This window comes from Staphylococcus nepalensis (genome assembly GCF_002442935.1).
Lineage (GTDB): Bacteria > Bacillota > Bacilli > Staphylococcales > Staphylococcaceae > Staphylococcus > Staphylococcus nepalensis.
Genome location: NZ_CP017466.1, coordinates 2,653,154 through 2,673,818, shown reverse-complemented (window position 1 = coordinate 2,673,818; position 20,665 = coordinate 2,653,154). Strand labels below are relative to the sequence as shown.

General features: G+C 34.4%; 20 protein-coding genes. All 20 read left to right on the top strand.

The genetic code is table 11. The features are described from left to right. Positions 1 to 64: 64 nt before the first annotated feature. The 20 genes from BJG89_RS12855 (at position 65) to BJG89_RS12760 (ending at position 20,645) form a co-directional block, all read left to right on the top strand. Positions 65 to 790, top strand: coding sequence for a tRNA1(Val) (adenine(37)-N6)-methyltransferase (locus tag BJG89_RS12855; protein ID WP_096810970.1), 726 nt, complete (start codon positions 65 to 67; stop codon positions 788 to 790). Beyond that, positions 783 to 1,031: a GIY-YIG nuclease family protein gene (locus tag BJG89_RS12850; RefSeq protein WP_096810969.1), complete on the top strand. Its 249-nt coding sequence runs from the start codon at positions 783 to 785 to the stop codon at positions 1,029 to 1,031. The genes BJG89_RS12855 and BJG89_RS12850 overlap by 8 nt, the downstream gene beginning before the upstream one ends. 3 nt (positions 1,032 to 1,034) lie before the next feature. Next, positions 1,035 to 1,868: a 16S rRNA (cytidine(1402)-2'-O)-methyltransferase gene (gene rsmI / locus BJG89_RS12845; protein ID WP_096810968.1), complete on the top strand. Its 834-nt coding sequence runs from the start codon at positions 1,035 to 1,037 to the stop codon at positions 1,866 to 1,868. Between the two features lie 298 nt (positions 1,869 to 2,166). Then, on the top strand, positions 2,167 to 4,140 hold the full coding sequence (gene metG, locus BJG89_RS12840) for a methionine--tRNA ligase (protein WP_096810967.1): 1,974 nt from the start codon (positions 2,167 to 2,169) through the stop codon (positions 4,138 to 4,140). Between the two features lie 25 nt (positions 4,141 to 4,165). Then, positions 4,166 to 4,939: a TatD family hydrolase gene (locus tag BJG89_RS12835; protein ID WP_096810966.1), complete on the top strand. Its 774-nt coding sequence runs from the start codon at positions 4,166 to 4,168 to the stop codon at positions 4,937 to 4,939. A gap of 135 nt (positions 4,940 to 5,074) precedes the next feature. Next, positions 5,075 to 5,626: a ribonuclease M5 gene (rnmV, locus tag BJG89_RS12830; protein ID WP_096810965.1), complete on the top strand. Its 552-nt coding sequence runs from the start codon at positions 5,075 to 5,077 to the stop codon at positions 5,624 to 5,626. After that, positions 5,627 to 6,517, top strand: a complete 891-nt coding sequence (gene rsmA, locus BJG89_RS12825) for a 16S rRNA (adenine(1518)-N(6)/adenine(1519)-N(6))-dimethyltransferase RsmA (RefSeq protein WP_096810964.1) — start codon at positions 5,627 to 5,629, stop codon at positions 6,515 to 6,517. A gap of 98 nt (positions 6,518 to 6,615) precedes the next feature. Next, positions 6,616 to 6,879: a biofilm formation stimulator Veg gene (gene veg / locus BJG89_RS12820; protein ID WP_019467722.1), complete on the top strand. Its 264-nt coding sequence runs from the start codon at positions 6,616 to 6,618 to the stop codon at positions 6,877 to 6,879. 349 nt (positions 6,880 to 7,228) lie between these two features. Next, positions 7,229 to 8,077: a 4-(cytidine 5'-diphospho)-2-C-methyl-D-erythritol kinase gene (gene ispE, locus BJG89_RS12815; RefSeq protein ID WP_096810963.1), complete on the top strand. Its 849-nt coding sequence runs from the start codon at positions 7,229 to 7,231 to the stop codon at positions 8,075 to 8,077. 18 nt (positions 8,078 to 8,095) lie between these two features. After that, positions 8,096 to 8,920, top strand: coding sequence for a pur operon repressor (gene purR / locus BJG89_RS12810; RefSeq protein WP_096810962.1), 825 nt, complete (start codon positions 8,096 to 8,098; stop codon positions 8,918 to 8,920). Positions 8,921 to 8,937: 17 nt separating this feature from the next. Continuing rightward, positions 8,938 to 9,312: a RidA family protein gene (locus BJG89_RS12805; RefSeq protein WP_096810961.1), complete on the top strand. Its 375-nt coding sequence runs from the start codon at positions 8,938 to 8,940 to the stop codon at positions 9,310 to 9,312. A gap of 70 nt (positions 9,313 to 9,382) precedes the next feature. Next, entirely contained in the window at positions 9,383 to 9,691 is a 309-nt protein-coding gene (spoVG, locus tag BJG89_RS12800) for a septation regulator SpoVG (protein WP_096810960.1), read from the top strand. A 454-nt stretch (positions 9,692 to 10,145) separates the two neighbouring features. Then, entirely contained in the window at positions 10,146 to 11,501 is a 1,356-nt protein-coding gene (gene glmU / locus BJG89_RS12795) for a bifunctional UDP-N-acetylglucosamine diphosphorylase/glucosamine-1-phosphate N-acetyltransferase GlmU (RefSeq protein WP_096810959.1), read from the top strand. A 136-nt stretch (positions 11,502 to 11,637) separates the two neighbouring features. Continuing rightward, positions 11,638 to 12,603 (top strand): ribose-phosphate diphosphokinase, encoded by a 966-nt coding sequence (locus BJG89_RS12790; protein ID WP_096810958.1) that lies wholly within the window; start codon positions 11,638 to 11,640, stop codon positions 12,601 to 12,603. A 136-nt stretch (positions 12,604 to 12,739) separates the two neighbouring features. Then, complete coding sequence (locus BJG89_RS12785) at positions 12,740 to 13,387, top strand: 50S ribosomal protein L25/general stress protein Ctc (protein WP_096810957.1); 648 nt, start codon at positions 12,740 to 12,742, stop codon at positions 13,385 to 13,387. A 196-nt stretch (positions 13,388 to 13,583) separates the two neighbouring features. Next, on the top strand, positions 13,584 to 14,156 hold the full coding sequence (gene pth, locus BJG89_RS12780) for an aminoacyl-tRNA hydrolase (protein WP_096810956.1): 573 nt from the start codon (positions 13,584 to 13,586) through the stop codon (positions 14,154 to 14,156). Then, the gene (gene mfd / locus BJG89_RS12775) at positions 14,153 to 17,665 is read left to right on the top strand and encodes a transcription-repair coupling factor (RefSeq protein ID WP_096810955.1); all 3,513 of its coding nucleotides are present in this window, start codon (positions 14,153 to 14,155) and stop codon (positions 17,663 to 17,665) included. Before pth ends, mfd begins: the two co-directional genes overlap by 4 nt. Beyond that, positions 17,655 to 19,193 carry a polysaccharide biosynthesis protein gene (locus BJG89_RS12770; protein ID WP_096810954.1) on the top strand — a complete coding sequence of 513 codons (1,539 nt, stop codon included), beginning with the start codon at positions 17,655 to 17,657 and terminating at the stop codon, positions 19,191 to 19,193. The genes mfd and BJG89_RS12770 overlap by 11 nt, the downstream gene beginning before the upstream one ends. Continuing rightward, a complete protein-coding gene (locus BJG89_RS12765; protein WP_096810953.1) occupies positions 19,193 to 20,395 on the top strand; it encodes a MazG nucleotide pyrophosphohydrolase domain-containing protein in 1,203 nt (400 codons plus the stop codon). Before BJG89_RS12770 ends, BJG89_RS12765 begins: the two co-directional genes overlap by 1 nt. Continuing rightward, complete coding sequence (locus BJG89_RS12760) at positions 20,382 to 20,645, top strand: RNA-binding S4 domain-containing protein (protein WP_096810952.1); 264 nt, start codon at positions 20,382 to 20,384, stop codon at positions 20,643 to 20,645. The genes BJG89_RS12765 and BJG89_RS12760 overlap by 14 nt, the downstream gene beginning before the upstream one ends. Positions 20,646 to 20,665: the final 20 nt, after the last annotated feature.

Genomic DNA, 20,665 nt, shown 5'->3' with positions numbered 1-20,665 from the left:
GAGAAACGATAGGCTTAGTTAATGAGCATCGTATGCTCATCCTCTTTTTTGGAGGTTGCAGAAAATGTTAATGGAAAATGAAAGGTTCGATTTTTTATTAAAAGAAAAGTTAAAAATTATACAAAATGATGAGGTGTTTTCTTTTTCAACGGATGCTTTATTACTAGCGCATTTTACTAAAGTTAAGAAAAAGGATATGATTATGGATTTATGTTCTGGTAACGGGATCATTCCTTTGCTACTGTCATATAAAAGCAATCAATTTATTGAAGGCATCGAAATACAACAACAACTAATTGATATGGCTGAAAGAAGCATTGCTCATAATCAATTGGAAAATAGAATTCACATGCATCATATGGATTTAAAACAAGCGCATCAATCTTTTAAGCCATCTCAATATAGTCTCGTAACTTGTAATCCGCCTTATTTTAAAGTGAATCAGCAATTTCAACATCAAAAGAATGCCCATAAGATAGCAAGACATGAGATAATGTGTACGCTAGATGATTGTTGCTTTGAAGCCAGGCACTTATTAAAAGAGGGTGGACGGTTCTTAATGGTACACCGTGCAGAACGTCTTATGGACGTCTTAAGCAGCATGAGACAATATCAAATTGAACCTAAAAAGTTATATTTTATTTACAGTAAACCAGGGAAGGTAGCGCAAACAATTGTTGTTGAAGGCAGAAAAGGTGGTAATCAAGGGTTGGATATACAGCAACCTTTTTATATTTATCATGAAGATGGCGCATATACTGAGGAAATGAGAGAAATCTATTATGGATAAGCATTTTATTTATATCGTTAAATGTAAAGATGGTAGTTTATATACGGGTTATGCAAAAGATATCACAAAACGCGTTGCAAAGCATAATAGTGGGCAAGGTGCCAAATATACTAAAATAAGACGTCCGGTAGAGTTAGTTTATCAAGAAGTGTATGATACCAAATCAGAAGCATTAAAAAGAGAACATGAAATCAAAACATTTTCTAGACAGGAAAAATTACAATTGATAAGTGAGGAATAAGATATGGGAATTTTATATTTAGTAGGCACGCCAATTGGCAATTTAGCTGATATTACATATAGAGCGGTTAATATTTTGCGTTCAGTTGATATGATCGCATGCGAAGATACACGTGTGACAAAAAAGCTGTGCACACATTACGAAATACATGCGCCTTTGAAGTCATACCATGACCATAATAAAGAACAGCAGACAGAGTATCTTATTCAACAATTAAATGAGGACGTTAATATTGCACTAGTTTCTGACGCTGGCCTTCCTTTGATAAGTGATCCAGGACACGAGCTTGTTGTCGCTGCTAGAGCAAAGGGTATTAGAGTGGAAACTGTGCCGGGACCAAATGCTGGATTGACTGCACTAATGGCGAGCGGGTTACCTTCGTTTACATATACTTTTTTAGGGTTTCTACCAAGAAAAGAAAAGGCCAAATATACTCTGCTTGAACAGCGAATGTTTGAAGACAGCACTTTGATTATTTATGAATCTCCACATCGTGTGAAAGATACGTTAAAAACAGTTCAAAAAATTGACGCTCAAAGATATGTGTCACTTGGCAGAGAATTAACAAAAAAATTCGAGCAAATCGTTACAGAGGACGTAGATACATTATTATTGAAATTAGATAAAGAAGAGATACCTACTAAAGGCGAGTTTGTCATTGTTATTGAGGGAGCTGTAGCAGACGAAGATACTTCTTGGTTTGAAGATATGTCGATAAATGAACATGTAGAATATTACGTAAATCAAAATATGAAACCCAAAGCTGCGATTAAACAAGTTGCTGAAGAAAGGCGTATGAAAACAAGTGAAGTATATGATATATATCATAATGTATAAATAGGCTTAATAAAAACGTCTTGAAAAAGTAAACATAATAATAAATTTTTTCAGTTTTATCAATAAAATCAAGCTAAAAACTCCCATAATATGCATGATTTATGGTAATGTAGATAAGATAGAGATTATTTATCATGTTTAAAATTGAGTGGAAAATAATTAAAGTAAATGACTCAAAATGATACTAAATTAGGCTTTTTAAATTGATTAATAAATATAAATTGATACTTATCTGCTTCATTGAAAATAAAAATAAATTTAGATATATTTAGAGTGAAAGAAACGAGGAGGAACATTGATGGCGAAAGAAACATTTTATATCACTACACCTATATATTATCCGAGTGGAAACTTACACATCGGTCATGCTTACACAACAACAGCTGGTGATGTAATCGCACGTTATAAAAGAATGCAAGGCTATGATGTTCGATATTTAACAGGTACCGATGAACATGGTCAAAAAATACAAGAAAAAGCGCAAAAGGCTGGGAAATCAGAATTAGACTATCTTGATGAAATGATTTCAGGTATCAAAGCGTTATGGGAAAAATTAGAAATATCAAACGATGACTTTATTCGTACAACAGAAGAGAGACATAAAGAAGTTGTTCAACAAATATTTGAACGTTTGTTAGCACAAGGTGATATATATCTTGGGGAGTACGAAGGTTGGTATTCAGTACCAGATGAAACTTATTATACTGAAACGCAACTTGTTGATCCAATATATGAAAATGGCGCAATTATTGGCGGGAAAAGTCCAGATTCTGGACACGAAGTTGAATTAGTTAAAGAAGAAAGTTATTTCTTTAATTTATCAAAATATACGGATCGCTTACTAGAATTTTATGATGAAAACCCAGACTTTATCCAACCACCATCTCGTAAAAATGAAATGATTAATAACTTTATCAAACCAGGCTTAGAAGATTTAGCAGTATCACGTACGTCATTTGATTGGGGTATACATGTTAAATCAAATCCTAAGCATGTTGTTTATGTGTGGATTGACGCATTGGTAAACTATATTTCGTCATTAGGTTATTTATCAGATGATGAAAGTTTGTTTAAAAAATATTGGCCTGCAGATATTCATATTATGGCAAAAGAAATTGTTCGGTTCCATTCTATCATTTGGCCAATCTTATTAATGGCGTTAGATATACCGTTACCTAAAAAAGTCTTTGCCCATGGTTGGATTCTTATGAAAGATGGCAAGATGAGCAAGTCAAAAGGTAATGTGGTAGACCCTAACGTATTGATTGACCGTTACGGTTTAGATGCAACGAGATATTATTTAATGCGTGAGTTGCCATTTGGGTCTGATGGTGTGTTTACTCCTGAAGGTTTCGTTGAACGTACAAATTATGACTTAGCTAATGATTTAGGCAATTTAGTTAACCGTACAATTTCAATGGTTAATAAATATTTTAATGGTGAATTACCAGCTTATGAAGGACCTAAACATGAGTTAGACGAAGAAATGGAACAAATGGGCCTTGATACAGTGAAGACATTCCATGAAAATATGGACGATTTACAATTTTCAGTAGCACTTTCAACAATTTGGAAATTTATTAGTAGAACAAATAAATATATAGATGAAACATCACCATGGATTCTAGCAAAAGATGAAAGCCAACGAGATATGCTAGGGAACGTAATGGCGCATTTAGTAGAAAATATACGTATGATTGCAGTATTGCTAAGACCATTCTTAACAAATGCACCAAAACAAATATTTGAACAACTAAATATTAATTCACCTGAATTATATGAATTTAGTAGTTTAGCACAATACGGTGCATTAACTGAACCTATTATGGTTAGCGATAAACCTCAACCTATCTTCCCACGTTTAGATAGTGATGCTGAAATTGAGTACATTAAGCAATCCATGCAATCAGATAAAGTCGAAGAAACTAAAGAGGAAGTACCTAGTAAATCGCAAATCGATATTAAAGATTTTGACAAAGTAGAAATCAAGGCAGCAACAATCACTGATGCAGAAAATGTCAAAAAATCTGACAAATTATTGAAAATCCAAGTTGATTTAGATAATGAGCAACGTCAAATTGTTTCAGGTATTGCGAAATTCTATCAACCTGAAGATATCATTGGCAAAAAAGTCGCTGTAGTGACTAATTTGAAACCTGCAAAATTAATGGGTAGAAAATCAGAAGGTATGATTCTATCTGCTGAAAAAGATGATGTGTTAACACTTATAAGTCTACCAAACGCAATTCCAAACGGTGCATTAATTAAGTAATTCTAGATTAAGGGAGCGATTTAAAATGCTAATTGACACACATGTTCATTTAAATGCAGAACAATATGACGAAGATTTAGAAGCGGTAATTGAGCGTGCAAGAGATAATGGCGTGGATCGCATGTTTGTAGTAGGTTTTGATACACCAACAATTGAACGTACTATGGAACTTATAGATGCGTATGACTTTATTTACGGTATTATTGGATGGCACCCTGTAGATGCGATTGATTGCACAGAAGAAAGATTAGAATGGATAGAAAAATTAGCAGCCCATCCTAAAGTGATTGGCATTGGTGAAACAGGATTAGATTATCATTGGGATAAATCACCTAAAGATGTTCAACAGGCTTTGTTTAGAAAACAAATTGCACTTGCTAAACGCGTTAATCTGCCGATTATTATTCATAATAGAGAAGCAACACAAGATTGTGTGGATATTTTAAAAGAAGAACACGCCGAAGAAATTGGTGGTATTATGCATAGCTTTAGCGCTTCACCTGAAATTGCAGATGATGTTATCAATAAACTGAACTTCTATGTTTCTTTAGGTGGTCCAGTTACTTTTAAAAATGCCAAACAACCTAAGGAAGTTGCTAAACATGTACCATTTGATAGATTATTAGTTGAAACAGACGCGCCATTCTTATCACCACATCCTTATAGAGGAAAACGAAATGAACCAGCACGTGTCACTTTAGTGGCTGAACAAATTGCTGAGCTACGCGATGTTAGTTATGAAGAAGTTTGTCGTCAAACTTCTGAAAATGCAGAGCGATTATTTAAATTAAAAGCATAAAGATATTATGATAAAGATATCGGTCTGAAATATGGCTTAGTTGGTATATCAAATACTAAGTAGTAACCATAATTTGAGCCGGTATCTTTTTTGTTTTTTGAATTTGAAGTAATTAAACGAAAGGTGTCACAATGAGTGAAAATTAATGAATTTATTGTAGTAGAAGGTAGAGACGATACTGAACGGGTAAAAAGAGCTGTCGAATGCGATACGATTGAAACGAATGGTAGCGCAATTAATGAGGATACTTTAAATGTGATTGCACAAGCATTTGAAACGCGAGGTGTGATTGTTTTAACTGATCCTGATTTCCCAGGTGATAAAATTCGAAACACAATTCAAAAATATATTCCAACTGTTAAACATGCCTATATTGATCGAGAAAAAGCAAAAAGTAAACGCGGTAAAATTGGTGTTGAACACGCACGAATTGAAGATATACAAAAAGCATTGATGCATGTGAGCACGCCTTTTGAAGAAGGCCATGAAAGTATAAGTAAAGATGTTCTGATTGACCTTGGCCTAATTATAGGTAAAGATGCACGTAGAAAACGAGAAGTGTTAGGTAGCAAACTTCATATAGGCCATTCTAATGGTAAACAATTGCTCAACAAGTTAAACGCATTTGGTTACACTGAAGAAGATGTTAGGAATGCATTAAATGATCATAAAGGAAGTGAATTATAAGTGGATAATAAGGATATCGCTACACCATCACGAACAAAAGCTTTATTGAATCATTATGGTTTTAGTTTTAAGAAAAGCTTAGGTCAAAACTTTTTAATCGATGTAAATATCATTCATAATATCATGGATGCAAGTGATATAGATGAAAACACTGGTATTATCGAAGTAGGGCCAGGCATGGGCTCATTGACAGAACAATTAGCAAAAAATGCAAAAAAAGTCATTGCTTTTGAAATTGATCAACGCTTGATACCAGTATTAAATGAAACTATGGCGCCATACCAAAACGTTACGATAGTAAATGAGGACATATTGAAAGCTGATATTGCACATTATGTGACTGAAGCGCTCGCAGATTGTGAGAAAATTTTAGTTGTTGCTAATTTACCGTATTATATAACGACGCCTATTTTATTAAACTTGATGCAACAGAAATTGCCTATTGATGGTTATGTCGTAATGATGCAAAAAGAAGTTGGAGAAAGATTAGACGCTGAGGTAGGAACCAAAGCTTATGGATCTTTATCTATAGTCGCGCAGTATTATACTGAAACGAGCAAGGTATTAACAGTTCCTAAAACGGTTTTTTTACCACCTCCAAATGTAGATTCAATTGTTGTGAAATTGATGAAACGCGATCAACCCATTGTCGAAGTAGAAGATGAGGATAAATTTTTCAAAATGTCAAAAGCTGCATTCGGACAAAGAAGAAAAACAATTAATAATAATTATCAAAGCCTGTTTACAAATGGTAAAGAAAATAAACAAACCATACTGGATTGGTTGGAATCTAGTAACATAGATCCGAGAAGACGCGGAGAAACACTTTCGATAAAAGAATTTGCACATTTATACAATGAATTGAAAAATTTCCCAGAATTGGAATTTTAAATTATTGACAACTGTGCCTCGCCTTGCTAAAATTGATGTTTATTTGACAAAATCACGCTAATTGTGTTATTATACAATGTGTAGCGAGGTGGAGCAATATGCCAAAATCTATTGGAGACATCAAAAATTCACTTGATTGTCAATTAGGAAATCGTATTGTACTGAAAGCGAATGGTGGACGAAAAAAAACGATTGAACGTAGCGGGGTTTTAAAAGAAACATACCCTTCTGTTTTTATTGTTGAGTTAGATCAAGATATTCATAATTTTGAGCGTGTATCTTATACATACACTGACGTTTTAACAGAAAACGTACAAGTTTCTTTTGAAGATGATAACCATCAAGAAGCAATTGCACACTAAATAAAAAGTAATGTAAAAGAGAAGTTTGGTTCTAGGAGCCACACTTTTTATTTTAAATTTTAATATGAGATTGATTAGAAAAAGGTATGTTGGTGAATAATCGCCAATATACCTTTTTTTGTAATGTGTGCCTGTCCTAATAAAAGAGATATGATTTTATATGAGTAAAATAATATTGTAAAATAAATTGTTAACTGGTTTTTTATACCATATGGATTGGAATACATAGTTAAAGATGCATAGATAATTTAAAGTATAAACTTAACTTTTTTTAAAAAGTAGTAACTCATGCATAACAATATGTTAAAATCATTTTATTACCATATCGAATTGAAAGAGGGTGGGGAATATGATTTATGAGACTGCGCCAGCGAAAATAAATTTAACGTTGGATACACTCTTTAAACGAGATGATGGTTTTCATGAAGTTGAAATGATTATGACCACAATTGACCTCAATGATCGCCTATCTTTTGAATTACGTAAAGATCAAAACATAGTCGTGGACGTAGAACAAAGTTATGTTCCCTCCGATAGTAAAAATTTAGCTTATAAAGCTGCAGAGTTAATGAAAAAAAACTATAATTTAAAGCAAGGCGTTACAATTACTATAGATAAAAATATACCAGTGTCAGCTGGACTTGCAGGTGGTTCGACAGATGCTGCAGCGACAATGAGAGGGATGAACCGTTTATATAAGTTGAACAGGCCACTAGAAGAATTATGTGAATTAGGTATACAAATAGGAACCGATATCCCTTTTTGCATATATGGAAAAACTGCTTTTTGCAAGGGGAAAGGCGAACTGATTCGTTTTATGAACAGACCACCTTCCGCTTGGGCGGTTGTCGCTAAACCTGATTTAGGTATATCTTCTCCTGATATTTTTAGAAAATTAGACTTAACGCAAACACATGAGGTTTATACTAAAGCTTGTGAAACAGCTTTAGACACAGGTGATTATGAATTATTATGTAACAGTCTTTCGAACCGATTGGAACCTGTCTCAGGAAAAATGTATACAGAGATTTACAAAATAAAAGAAAATATGCTGAAAAATGGGGCGGATGGGGCTGTGATGAGTGGCAGCGGACCAGCAGTTTACGGATTGACCCAGAAAGAACGCCAAGCAAAGCATGTTTATAATGCAGTCAATGGCTGTTGCAATGAAGTATATGTTGTAAGATTATTAGGCTAGTGAGAAGGGATGAATTAAATGCGCTATAAGAGAAGTGAACGTATTGTTTATATGACACAATACTTGATGAATAACCCCAATAAATTAATACCACTAACGTATTTTGTACAAAAGTTTAAGCAAGCAAAATCATCCATTAGTGAAGACGTACAAATTATTAAAACTACATTTCAAAAGGAAGAACTTGGAACAGTGATTACTACGGCTGGAGCAAGCGGTGGTGTAACGTATAAACCAGAAATGAGTGAAGCAGAAGCAAGTGAAGTGATTGAAGAGGTGATTGAACTCCTTCAAGAAAAAGATAGATTATTACCCGGAGGTTATTTATTTTTATCTGATTTAATGGGGAATCCTACACTACTGAATAAAGTAGGAAAACTAATTGCAACGCTATATATGGACCAAGATTTGGATGCGGTTGTAACAATTGCTACGAAAGGTATTTCGCTTGCTAATGCAGTTGCAAATGTTTTGAATTTACCAGTAGTCGTTATAAGAAAAGATAATAAAGTTACAGAAGGTTCTACAGTTTCCATTAATTACGTTTCAGGTTCTACTAGAAAGATAGAAACGATGGTATTATCTAAACGTACTTTACCAGAAAACTCAAATGTTTTGGTTGTAGACGATTTCATGCGTGCTGGTGGTTCTATTAATGGCGTGATGAATTTAATGAATGAGTTTAAAGCACATGTTAAAGGGGTATCGGTATTAGTAGAATCAAAAGAAGTTAAGCAAAGACTAATTGAAGATTATACTTCCTTGGTTAGATTATCTGATGTAGATGAATACAATCAGGAATTTACAGTGGAAAAAGGCAACAGTTTAACTAAATTTACTTAAAGGAGCGGATCAACATCATGAAAGTGGTTAACACTTCAAAGGCACCTGAAGCATTAGGTCCATACTCGCATGCTACAGTAGTAAATGGGCTTGTATTTACATCTGGGCAAATTCCATTAAATTTAAATGGCGAAATTGTCAGCGACGATGTAAAAGAACAGACTAAACAAGTTTTAGAAAACTTGAAAGTTGTATTGAACGAATCTGGGGCACATATAGATTCAGTAATTAAAGCAACGATATTCATTGCTGATATGAATGAATTTCAAAATATAAATGAAGTCTATGGCACATATTTTGCAGAACATCAACCTGCAAGAAGTTGTGTTGAAGTCGCAAGATTGCCTAAAGACGTTAAAGTTGAAATTGAAGTAATAGCTGAAGTGAAGTAACTAAAAGGATTTATAATTTTTGATGAAATTGTTAAGCTTCTAACAAAGAGATACTAGGGGGGCTCACTACATGAAAGTGACAGATGTAAGACTTAGAAAGATACAAACAGATGGAAGAATGAAAGCTTTAGTTTCAATTACGCTAGATGAATCATTTGTTGTACATGATTTAAGAGTGATTGAAGGCAACTCAGGTCTATTCGTCGCAATGCCAAGTAAAAGAACACCAGATGGTGAATTCCGAGATATCGCGCATCCAATTAACTCAGAAATGAGACAAGAGATTCAAGATGCGGTTATGAAGGTTTATGACGAAACTGATGAAGTTATCCCTGATAAAAATGCTCAATCATCTGAAGAATCAAATGATGAAGCTTAATACAAAGAGAAAAATATGATTTTAAAAGGATTGGATTTCCATTAAACGAAATCCAATCCTTTTATTTTGTTGAACTAAAATAAAAAATATAAAAAATTAAATGAATTGCTATAATGAAAAGGTGACAAAATTTATATTTCTGTAATCATAAATAAACTGTTAGCATTTCAATATGCTTTCGTGACGTTTTGATAATTGAAATCGTTTCATTTAAATTAATAACGGTTTATTTTCCAAAAAACATAACGATTAAAATGTATTTAGCGAAATTTTTTGTGTTTCATTTTCAGGCCCTTTTATATAGGCAAAGATGACAAATATAAATATGTATTTTTAAAAGAAAGTTAACTGATTTGTTTCTATTATATAACATTAGGGTTCTGAGCCTTGAAAGTGGCACTAGCGTTAAATTATAATAATATAGAAGTGTATAATTTAATGGAGGGTTACACACATGCAAAGACATGCAATAGTACTTGCAGCTGGAAAAGGTACACGTATGAAATCTAAGAAATACAAAGTACTACATGAGGTTGCGGGCAAATCAATGATTGAACATGTCGTTGATAACGTTAAACAATCTGGAGTAGAAAATCTTGTAACAATTGTTGGCCATGGCGCAGAAAGTGTAAAAGAAACGTTAGGAGATGTTTCTCTATATAGTTTCCAAGAAGAACAACTTGGCACCGCACATGCTGTTAAAACAGCTAGTGAACATTTAAGTGACAAACAAGGCACAACATTAGTAGTTTGTGGTGATACACCTTTAATCACTACAGGAACACTTAAGTCACTAGTTGAACATCATGAGAAAAACCAAGCTGAAGCAACGGTTTTATCAGCTACTACAACCAACCCTTTTGGATATGGACGAATCGTTCGAGACGAAAATGGCCGCTTGGTGAAGATTGTAGAACAAAAAGATGCCACAGAAATTGAACAACAAATAAATGAAATTAGCTCAGGTATTTTTGCATTTGATAATAAAGTACTTTTTGAAAAATTAGAGTTAGTAAAAAATGATAATGTTCAAAATGAATATTATTTACCTGACGTTTTAACTTTAATTTTAGAAGAACAAGGTAATGTTGGCATATATTGCACAGATGATTTTGACGAAATCATGGGCGTAAATGACCGAGTTATGTTAAGCGAAGCAGAAAAGGCTTATAGAAAACGTATTAATGCGTGTCATATGAGAAATGGCGTAACACTTATCGACCCTGCTACTACATATATAGGCGCAGATGTAGAAATCGCTGCTGATGTGATTATCGAACCGGGCGTTAAGTTAGCAGGTCGTAGCATAATTGGTGAAGATACGGTCGTTGGCCACAATACAGAGATTATAAATAGTAAAATTGGTGCTAATGTTACAATTAAACAGTCAGTAATCAATGAAGCGGTCATAGATGATCATGCCACTATTGGACCGTTTGCGCAGTTACGACCTGGTGCGGATTTAGGTAAAAACGTGAAAGTTGGAAACTTTGTAGAAGTTAAGAAATCGATTGTAAAAGCAGGTGCCAAATTGCCACATCTAAGTTATATAGGTGATGCAGAAATTGGCGAACGTACAAACGTAGGTTGTGGTTCCATTACAGTGAATTATGATGGCAAAAATAAATTCAAAACAATTATCGGTAATGACTCCTTTATAGGTTGCAATACTAATTTGGTAGCACCAGTAACCTTAGGTGATAGATCATTTATAGCTGCAGGTTCTACAATTACTGATAATGTGCCACAAGACAGTTTAGCATTAGCAAGAGCGAGACAAACAACTAAAGAAGGTTATCTAAAACAATAGCCATGATTAGATGGCCGTTCTATTCATTTGAAATTAACCAAAATGTTGGAATGACCTCAAACGATACTTTTATGTGGATAAATGTGATTTTGTCTACAAACGAAACTAATTGAATGAATTAATTGGAGGACTATAAATGTTAAACAATGAGTATAAGAATTCTGCTTTGAAAATATTTTCTTTAAAGGGTAACGAACCATTGGCCCAGGAAGTAGCAGATAATGTTGGGATTGAACTAGGAAAATGTTCTGTAAAACGTTTTAGCGATGGTGAAATTCAAATTAATATTGAAGAAAGCATTCGTGGCTGTGATGTGTTTATTATTCAACCAACTTCAAATCCAGTCAATTTACATTTAATGGAATTATTAATTATGATTGATGCTTGTAAACGTGCTTCAGCAGCGAATATTAATATCGTAGTGCCATATTATGGTTATGCACGCCAAGATAGAAAAGCGCGTAGTCGTGAACCAATTACTGCGAAACTAGTGGCGAACTTAATCGAAACTGCCGGCGCAGATCGTATGATTGCGCTAGATTTACACGCACCACAAATCCAAGGATTTTTCAATATGCCAATTGATCACTTAATGGGTGTACCAATTTTAGCAGAGTACTTTAAAAATGATACAGACATCGACCCTGAAGAATGTGTTGTAGTTTCTCCAGATCACGGTGGTGTAACAAGAGCACGTAAACTTGCAGACATACTTAAAACGCCAATCGCTATCATCGATAAAAGACGTCCTAAACCGAATGTAGCAGAAGTAATGAATATTGTTGGTGAAATTGAAGGCCGTACAGCAATTATTATTGATGATATCATTGATACTGCTGGTACAATTACATTAGCCGCACAAGCATTAAAAGATAAAGGTGCGAAAGATGTTTACGCGTGCTGTACGCACCCTGTATTGTCAGGCCCAGCTAGAGAACGTATTGAAAATTCAGCAATTAAAGAGTTAGTAGTTACAAATTCAATTCAATTAGATGAAAAACGTAAACCAGCTAATACTAAAGAATTATCAGTAGCAGGCTTATTAGCACAAGCGATTATACGTGTCTACGAAAGAGAATCTGTTAGTGTACTATTTGACTAATTAACCAAATAGATATATAATTATTCCGTTCGTGATTTCACGACTTAATAAACACTTGCAAGCAACATCATGTTGATGGGCAAGTGAGGGGTTCTTATTCAGATGATAAGAACAAAAAATGAAAGGTGGAAATAATATGGCTTCATTAAAGTCAATTATTCGTCAAGGTAAACAAACACGTTCAGACCTTAAAACACTTAGAAAAATTGGTAAAGTACCTGCAATCGTATATGGTTACGGTACAAAAAATACTTCAGTTAAAGTTGACGAAGTAGAATTTATCAAAGTTATCCGTGAAGTTGGACGTAACGGTGTTATCGAATTAGGCGTAGGTTCTAAAACAATTAAAGTAATGGTTTCAGACTACCAATTCGACCCACTTAAAAACCAAATCACTCACATTGACTTCTTAGCAATCAATATGAGCGAAGAACGTACTGTTGAAGTACCAGTTCAACTAGTTGGTGAAGCAGTAGGCGCTAAAGAAGGTGGCGTTGTTGAACAACCACTATTCGATCTTGAAGTAACTGCTACGCCAGATAATATCCCTGAGTCAATTGAAGTTGACATTAGTGCATTAGAAATCAACGATAGCTACACAGTAGCAGACATTAAAGTTTCAGGTGATTTCACAATTGAAAATGATCCTGAAGACTCAGTAGTTACTGTAGTTCCTCCAACTGAAGAACCTACAGAAGAAGAAATCGAAGCAATGGAAGGCGAATCAACAACTGAAGAGCCTGAAGTTGTAGGTGAAGATAAAGAAGAAAAAGAAGAAGAATAATTCTCTTAACCCCTTCTTTATGACACACGATTTCAATAAAGAAAACATATCCTTATAAAAGCACCATGCTTAATTCGTTAAGCTGGTGTTTTTTTATGTTAATATAGTGAATGATATGATTACAAAAATGAGTGACATGATAAAGTTACAAAATAACAAAAATATATGACGATTAATAATTATTGGAGGTAACGTAATGAAATGTATTGTAGGTTTAGGCAATATAGGCAAACGCTTCGAGCAAACCAAACATAATATTGGGTTTGAAGTCGTTGATTATATGTTAGAACAAAACCAATTTAAATTAGATAAACAAAAATATAAAGGTGCTTATACCATAGAACGTTTAGCGGGTGAAAAAGTTATGTTTATTGAACCGATGACGATGATGAATTTATCTGGTGAAGCAGTAGGACCGCTGATGAAGTATTATGATATTGATGTAGACGATTTACTCGTACTATATGATGATTTAGATTTACCACAAGGTGAGATTCGCTTGCGACAAAAAGGAAGCGCTGGTGGTCATAACGGTATGAAATCGATTATACAATCTTTAGGTACAGATCAATTTAAACGTATTAGAATAGGAGTGGATCGTCCTTCCAATGGCATGTCTATCGTTGATTATGTTTTACAAAGGTTTACAAAACAAGAAATGGAAACAATGAATAAAGTAATAGAACATTCAGCACGTGCAGTAGAAGCATATATTGAAAGCGCTCGTTTTGATCATGTGATGAATGAGTTTAATGGTGAGGTCAAGTGAAATCAATAATTACAGAATATATTAAAGAAGATAAACGTTACCAAGAATTGAATGCAGTATTTGGTGAAGAAAATGTATTAGTAACAGGATTATCTAGTTCTGCCAAAGCGACCATTATAGCTGAAAAGTTTATTCACAGTCCTAAACAAATGCTTGTGATAACAAATAATTTATATCAAGCCGATAAGTTAGAAAGCGATTTGCTTCAATATATAGACGCTGATGATATATACAAATATCCAATGCAAGATATTATGACAGAAGAATTTTCAACACAAAGCCCTCAATTTATGAGTGAACGTGTGCGCACATTAACTGCGCTTGCTCAAGAAAAGAGAGGCTTGTTTATCGTGCCTTTAAACGGATTGAAAAAGTGGTTAACACCAGTTGAAATGTGGCAATCGCATCAACTTAGACTAGCTATTGGCGATGATATAGACGTTGATGAATTTTTAAATAAACTTGTGAACATGGGATATCGAAGAGAAAGTGTTGTCTCACATATTGGGGAATTTTCTTTACGTGGGGGGATTATTGATATATACCCATTGATAGGCATGCCTGTACGAATTGAACTGTTCGATACAGAAGTAGATTCTATTCGCCACTTTGATGTGGAAACACAACGCTCAGAGGCTAATTTAGATCAAGTAGAAATCACAACGGCCAGTGATTATATCATTACTGATGATGTATTGAAACACACAAAATTAAAGTTAAAAGAAGCATATGAATATACGCGTCCTAAAATAGATAAATCAGTACGTAATGATTTGAAAGAGACTTATGAAAGCTTTCAGCTGTTTGAATCTTCTTTATTTGATCATCAAGTACTACGTAGGCTTGTAGCGTTTATGTATGAAGAACCTGCAACCATTATTGATTATTTCAAAGATGATGCCATAGTTGCTGTTGATGAATACAATCGTATTAAAGAAACAGAAACAAACCTGATTTCTGAAGCGGATGAATTTATGCAAGGTTTAATCGAGAGTGGTAAAGGGTTTATGGGTCAAAACTTTTTACAATATGATGGTTTTGAATCTTTATTAAAACAATATCCAGTCACGTACTTTACGCTATTTACTACGACCATGTCTGTAGAATTGAATGATATCATTAAGTTTTCTTGTAAACCGGTACAACAATTTTACGGTCAATATGATATTATGCGTTCAGAATTTCAGCGTTTTATTCAGAATGATTATACTGTCATCGTATTAGCAGAAACTGAATTAAAAAAAGAGCGCATCCAATCAATGTTAAATGAAATGCATATACCAACGTTTATCGATACACCAAGCCCACAGGTTGAAGGTGGTAGCGCAATTATCACTGAAGGTAGTTTGTCAGAAGGTTTTGAATTACCTTATATGCAGTTAGCCGTTGTAACAGAACGTGAGCTTTTTAAATCTAAGCAGAAGAAAAAAGCGAAACAACATAAAAAATTAACCAATGCAGAGAAAATTAAATCCTATCAAGATTTAAAAGTTGGAGATTTTGTGGTCCACGTGCATCATGGTGTCGGTAAATATTTAGGTGTTGAAACCCTTGAAGTTGGAGGCGTTCATAAAGATTATATCAAACTGCAATATAAAGGAACCGACCAATTATTTGTACCCGTCGATCAAATGGATCAAGTACAAAAATACGTGGCTTCCGAAGACAAGTCACCCAAGTTAAACAAACTCGGGGGCACCGAATGGAAAAAAACAAAAGCCAAGGTTCAACAAAATGTTGAAGATATGGCTGATGAATTAATAGAACTATATAAAGAAAGAGAAATGTCAGTTGGGTATAAATATGGGCCAGATACACCACAGCAAAATGATTTTGAAATAGATTTCCCTTATGAATTGACACCCGACCAAGGAAAATCGATTGAAGAAATTAAGCAAGATATGGAAGTTGAGCAACCAATGGACAGACTGTTATGCGGTGATGTTGGTTACGGTAAAACAGAAGTCGCCGTTCGAGCAGCGTTTAAAGCAGTTATGGAAGGTAAGCAGGTAGCATTCCTTGTGCCTACGACAATATTAGCGCAACAACATTATGAAACGTTAATAGAACGTATGCAAGATTTCCCAATAGAAATTCAACTCATTAGTAGATTTAGAACTACCAAAGAAGTTAAAGAAGTTAAAGAAGGTTTGAAATCAGGTGAGATGGATATTGTTGTAGGTACACACAAACTATTAGGTAAAGATATCCATTATAAGGATTTAGGATTATTAATTGTCGACGAAGAACAACGATTTGGTGTGCGACATAAGGAAAAAATTAAATCACTTAAGGCCAATGTTGATGTATTAACACTAACAGCAACGCCTATCCCAAGAACGTTGCATATGAGTATGTTAGGTGTTCGTGATTTATCAGTGATCGAAACACCACCAGAAAATCGTTTTCCAGTCCAAACTTATGTGTTAGAACAAAATATGAATTTTATTAAAGAAGCTTTGGAAAGAGAACTTTCAAGAGATGGACAAGTGTTTTATTTATATAATAAAGTCCAATCGATTTATGAGAAACGAGAACAGTTACAAATGTTAATGCCAGACGCCAATATTGGCGTAGCGCATGGACAAATGAATGAACGAGACTTAGAAGAAACTATGTTGAGTTTTATCAATCATGAATTTGATATTCTTGTCACAACAACAATAATTGAAACGGGCGTAGATGTCCCAAATGCGAACACCTTAATTATTGAGGATGCTGACAAATTTGGGCTTAGTCAATTATATCAATTACGAGGACGCGTGGGACGCTCAAGTCGTATTGGTTATGCGTATTTCTTACACCCTTCTAATAAAGTGTTATCAGAAACTGCGGAAGAAAGATTACAAGCAATTAAAGAATTCACTGAATTAGGTTCAGGTTTTAAGATCGCTATGCGTGATTTGAATATTCGTGGTGCTGGTAACCTTTTAGGTAAGCAACAGCATGGGTTTATTGATTCAGTAGGCTTTGATTTATATTCCCAAATGTTAGAAGAAGCCGTTAATGAAAAACGCGGTATTAAAGAAGAAAAACCTGACGTACCAGAAGTTGAAATAGAATTAAATATTGATGCTTATTTACCAGCAGAATATATTCCAAATGAACAGGCTAAAATTGAAATTTATAAAAAACTGCGTAAAATTGAAACAAAATCACAATTGATGGACATTAAAGATGAGCTCATAGACCGCTTCAACGACTATCCTGTTGAAGTTGAAAGATTATTAGAAATGATGGAAATTAAAGTATATGCATTGCACGCAGGAGTAACACTAATTAAAGATATGGGTAAAAAAATTGAAATTGATTTATCTGAAAAAGGGACTACTGATATAAATGGTGAAACACTCTTTAAACAAACACAACCTTTAGGGCGTGCAATGAAAGTTGGCGTTCAAGATGGTAAAATGAAAGTGACGTTAAATAAAGGTAAAGCTTGGTTAGATAACTTAAAATTCTTAGCAAAATGTTTAGAAGAAAGTATGGTTATACCGGATGAAAACTAAATTTGACACACCAAATACTTTTAATGGTGTCGTTGTACTTACGATAGCACTTATTATCGTCAAGGTACTTAGTGCTTTGTATCGCGTTCCATATCAAAATATACTAGGGGACGAGGGATTATACGCTTACCAACAAGTTTATCCAATTGTAGCATTAGGCGTTATTTTAACAATGAATGCAATCCCAAGTGCTGTAACTCAAACTTTCGGTGTGAACGGTCAAGCCAGTCAATACACTCGCGTATTACTAAGGTTGCAATATATAGGTATTGTATTTTTCTTTCTAATGTTCATTTGTGCCCATTGGGTGGCACTACTGATGGGAGATATCAATTTAGCACCCATGTTAAGAGCGGCAAGTGTTAGCTTTTTATTTGTTGGTGTCCTCGGTGTATATCGTGGGTATTACCAGGCGCACCGACATATGAACACGCCAGCTATTTCACAGGTAATAGAGCAGTTTATTCGTGTAGCAATTATAATGGCTGCTATCGTGATGTTCGCAAGTCAGTCATGGGATATTTACCAAGCGGGTACATTAGCGATTCTTGGCTCTGCAATAGGTTTTTTAGTTTCAAGCCTATTTCTGATACAACGCAGACCATTTAAATTAACACGCACATATACAGGAAACCATGTAGCTTGGAAAAAATTAACGCTTGGAATTATCGTTTTTGCAGTAAGTCAATTGATTGTTATTGTATGGCAAGTAGTTGATAGCTTTACAATAATACGTTCACTTCAGTATATGGGCCTAGGTTTTGAAGCAGCTACAGTTCAAAAAGGAATTTTTGACCGAGGCGCTTCATTTATTCAGATGGGTTTGATTGTAACAACTACATTTTGTTTTGTGCTTATTCCACTACTGACTGATGCGATAAAAACGAAACAATATATGCGCATGAATCGTTATGCTAATGCGTCTATAAAGATAACCATCTTATTTAGTGTGTCAGCTGCTGTTGGTTTAATCAATTTGCTTCCAATCATGAACCATGTGTTTTTTAAAAACGATAGCTTAAACGGAACGCTTTCAATTTATATGCTTACAGTCATATGTGTGTCTCTCATAATGATGGATATTGCGTTACTACAAGTGAAAAATCAAGTGAGAATGATATTATTAGCGTTCTGCGCTGGCATTGTTATTAAAACGATATTAAACCTTGTGTTAATACCGCAACTTTCAATAATAGGCGCAAGTCTGAGTACTGTACTATCACTTATTGTATTTGTTTGGATATTGCATATCCAAGTATTAAAAGCGTATCATTTTCAAGCGATGCAAAAATTTATCTTTAAATTACTGCTCACAATGGTGATGCTATCGTTTGCCGTACAAATTGTATTACTTCTTATCCCAGGTGAAGGAAGAGTTGAAGGATTAGTTGAGTTAGCGATAGCAGCATTTATGGGCATAAGTGTGGTGATATTTGCTATTGTACGTCTGAATTTATTAAGCTTTAGAGAACTTAAGCATTTACCTTTTGGAGATAAGCTATTCCACATGAAAAGAGGGAAACGTTAATGACAAATAAAATCACAATCGTTGGGCTAGGCAATTATGGTGTAGATGATTTACCTTTAGGTATTTATAAATTTTTAAAACAACAAGCGTTAGTATATACACGTACATTAGAGCATCCAGTTATTCAAGACTTAACGATGGAAGGTATTCAATTCGATAGTTTTGACCAAGCATATCAAAACAACCAATCCTTTGAAGAAGTGTATGAATCAATTGTGTCGCAATTAATAAGCGCTGTAAATGAACGCGACATTGTATATACGGTGCCGGGTCATCCGCGTGTAGCTGAAACGACGACAGTGAAATTAGAGCAATATGCCCAAACACATGCTGATGTTGAAGTTGAAATTTTAGGCGGAAAAAGTTTTATAGACGATATATTTGAAGCTATAAAAGTTGACCCGAATGATGGCTTTACCATGTTAGATGCAACAGATATACAAACTGAACAGCTGAATATCCGAACACATACATTGGTTACGCAAGTTTATAGTTCGATGGTTGCTGGCGATTTAAAAGTAACATTGATGGAACGCTATAGTGATGAACAAATGGTATATATTGTGGACGGAGCCAGAAACAACAAGGCCAACGTAATTGCCACGCCTTTATACGAATTAGACCATTATAGCGACGCTTTTAATAACATAACCAGTGTATTTATTCCGAAAGTTGAAAAAGAAGTAGCATATTATAGTGATTTTGACTACGCAGTTAGTATTATAGAACGACTTGTGGATGAGGAAACAGGCTGTCCATGGGATAAAGTGCAAACACATCACACGTTAAAACGTTATTTATTGGAAGAAACATTTGAATTATTTGAAGCCATCGATAATGAAGATGACTGGCATATGATTGAAGAGTTAGGAGATATACTTTTACAGGTGTTGCTCCATGCAAGTATAGGTAAAAAAGAAGGCTACATCGATATATACGAAGTGATTCAAAGTCTTTCAGAAAAAATGATACGCAGACACCCACATGTTTTTAATGATGCTAAAGCAGAAACGGAAGAAGATTTAAAAAATATATGGTCCGATGCGAAATCGAAAGAAGGAAAGAAACAACGTGTTAAGTTTGAAAAAGTATTTGCAGACCACTTCTTAGCGTTGTATGATAAAACCAAAAATATGTCATTAAGTGAAGCGGACTTAAAGCAAATTTTAGAGCAAGGAGGGAAAAGGGATGAGATTAGATAAATATCTTAAAGTTTCAAGGTTGGTAAAACGTCGTACGTTGGCAAAAGAAATCAGTGACCAAGGACGTGTCACTGTCAATGGATCAGTTGCTAAAGCAGGCACAGATGTTAAAGAATCTGACGAACTTGTTGTTCGATTTGGGCAAAAAGTGGTAACAATTAAAGTAACAGGATTAAGTGAACATGCAACGAAAGAAAATGCAAAAGGCATGTACGAATTAATTAAAGAAGAAAAAGTAAGTGAAATATAAATATAGAAAGAGAGGTGACA

What these genes read in the sequence shown, in the direction of transcription:
- purR (WP_096810962.1), top strand. Translation starts at nt 8,096, where the DNA reads ATGCGCTATAAGAGAAGTGAACGTATTGTTTATATGACACAATACTTG.
- BJG89_RS12835 (WP_096810966.1), top strand. Translation starts at nt 4,166, where the DNA reads ATGCTAATTGACACACATGTTCATTTAAATGCAGAACAATATGACGAA.
- BJG89_RS12760 (WP_096810952.1), top strand. Translation starts at nt 20,382, where the DNA reads ATGAGATTAGATAAATATCTTAAAGTTTCAAGGTTGGTAAAACGTCGT.
- BJG89_RS12850 (WP_096810969.1), top strand. Translation starts at nt 783, where the DNA reads ATGGATAAGCATTTTATTTATATCGTTAAATGTAAAGATGGTAGTTTA.
- metG (WP_096810967.1), top strand. Translation starts at nt 2,167, where the DNA reads ATGGCGAAAGAAACATTTTATATCACTACACCTATATATTATCCGAGT.
- BJG89_RS12785 (WP_096810957.1), top strand. Translation starts at nt 12,740, where the DNA reads ATGGCTTCATTAAAGTCAATTATTCGTCAAGGTAAACAAACACGTTCA.
- BJG89_RS12765 (WP_096810953.1), top strand. Translation starts at nt 19,193, where the DNA reads ATGACAAATAAAATCACAATCGTTGGGCTAGGCAATTATGGTGTAGAT.
- BJG89_RS12790 (WP_096810958.1), top strand. Translation starts at nt 11,638, where the DNA reads ATGTTAAACAATGAGTATAAGAATTCTGCTTTGAAAATATTTTCTTTA.
- ispE (WP_096810963.1), top strand. Translation starts at nt 7,229, where the DNA reads ATGATTTATGAGACTGCGCCAGCGAAAATAAATTTAACGTTGGATACA.
- spoVG (WP_096810960.1), top strand. Translation starts at nt 9,383, where the DNA reads ATGAAAGTGACAGATGTAAGACTTAGAAAGATACAAACAGATGGAAGA.
- rsmI (WP_096810968.1), top strand. Translation starts at nt 1,035, where the DNA reads ATGGGAATTTTATATTTAGTAGGCACGCCAATTGGCAATTTAGCTGAT.
- BJG89_RS12805 (WP_096810961.1), top strand. Translation starts at nt 8,938, where the DNA reads ATGAAAGTGGTTAACACTTCAAAGGCACCTGAAGCATTAGGTCCATAC.
- BJG89_RS12855 (WP_096810970.1), top strand. Translation starts at nt 65, where the DNA reads ATGTTAATGGAAAATGAAAGGTTCGATTTTTTATTAAAAGAAAAGTTA.
- BJG89_RS12770 (WP_096810954.1), top strand. Translation starts at nt 17,655, where the DNA reads ATGAAAACTAAATTTGACACACCAAATACTTTTAATGGTGTCGTTGTA.
- glmU (WP_096810959.1), top strand. Translation starts at nt 10,146, where the DNA reads ATGCAAAGACATGCAATAGTACTTGCAGCTGGAAAAGGTACACGTATG.
- pth (WP_096810956.1), top strand. Translation starts at nt 13,584, where the DNA reads ATGAAATGTATTGTAGGTTTAGGCAATATAGGCAAACGCTTCGAGCAA.
- veg (WP_019467722.1), top strand. Translation starts at nt 6,616, where the DNA reads ATGCCAAAATCTATTGGAGACATCAAAAATTCACTTGATTGTCAATTA.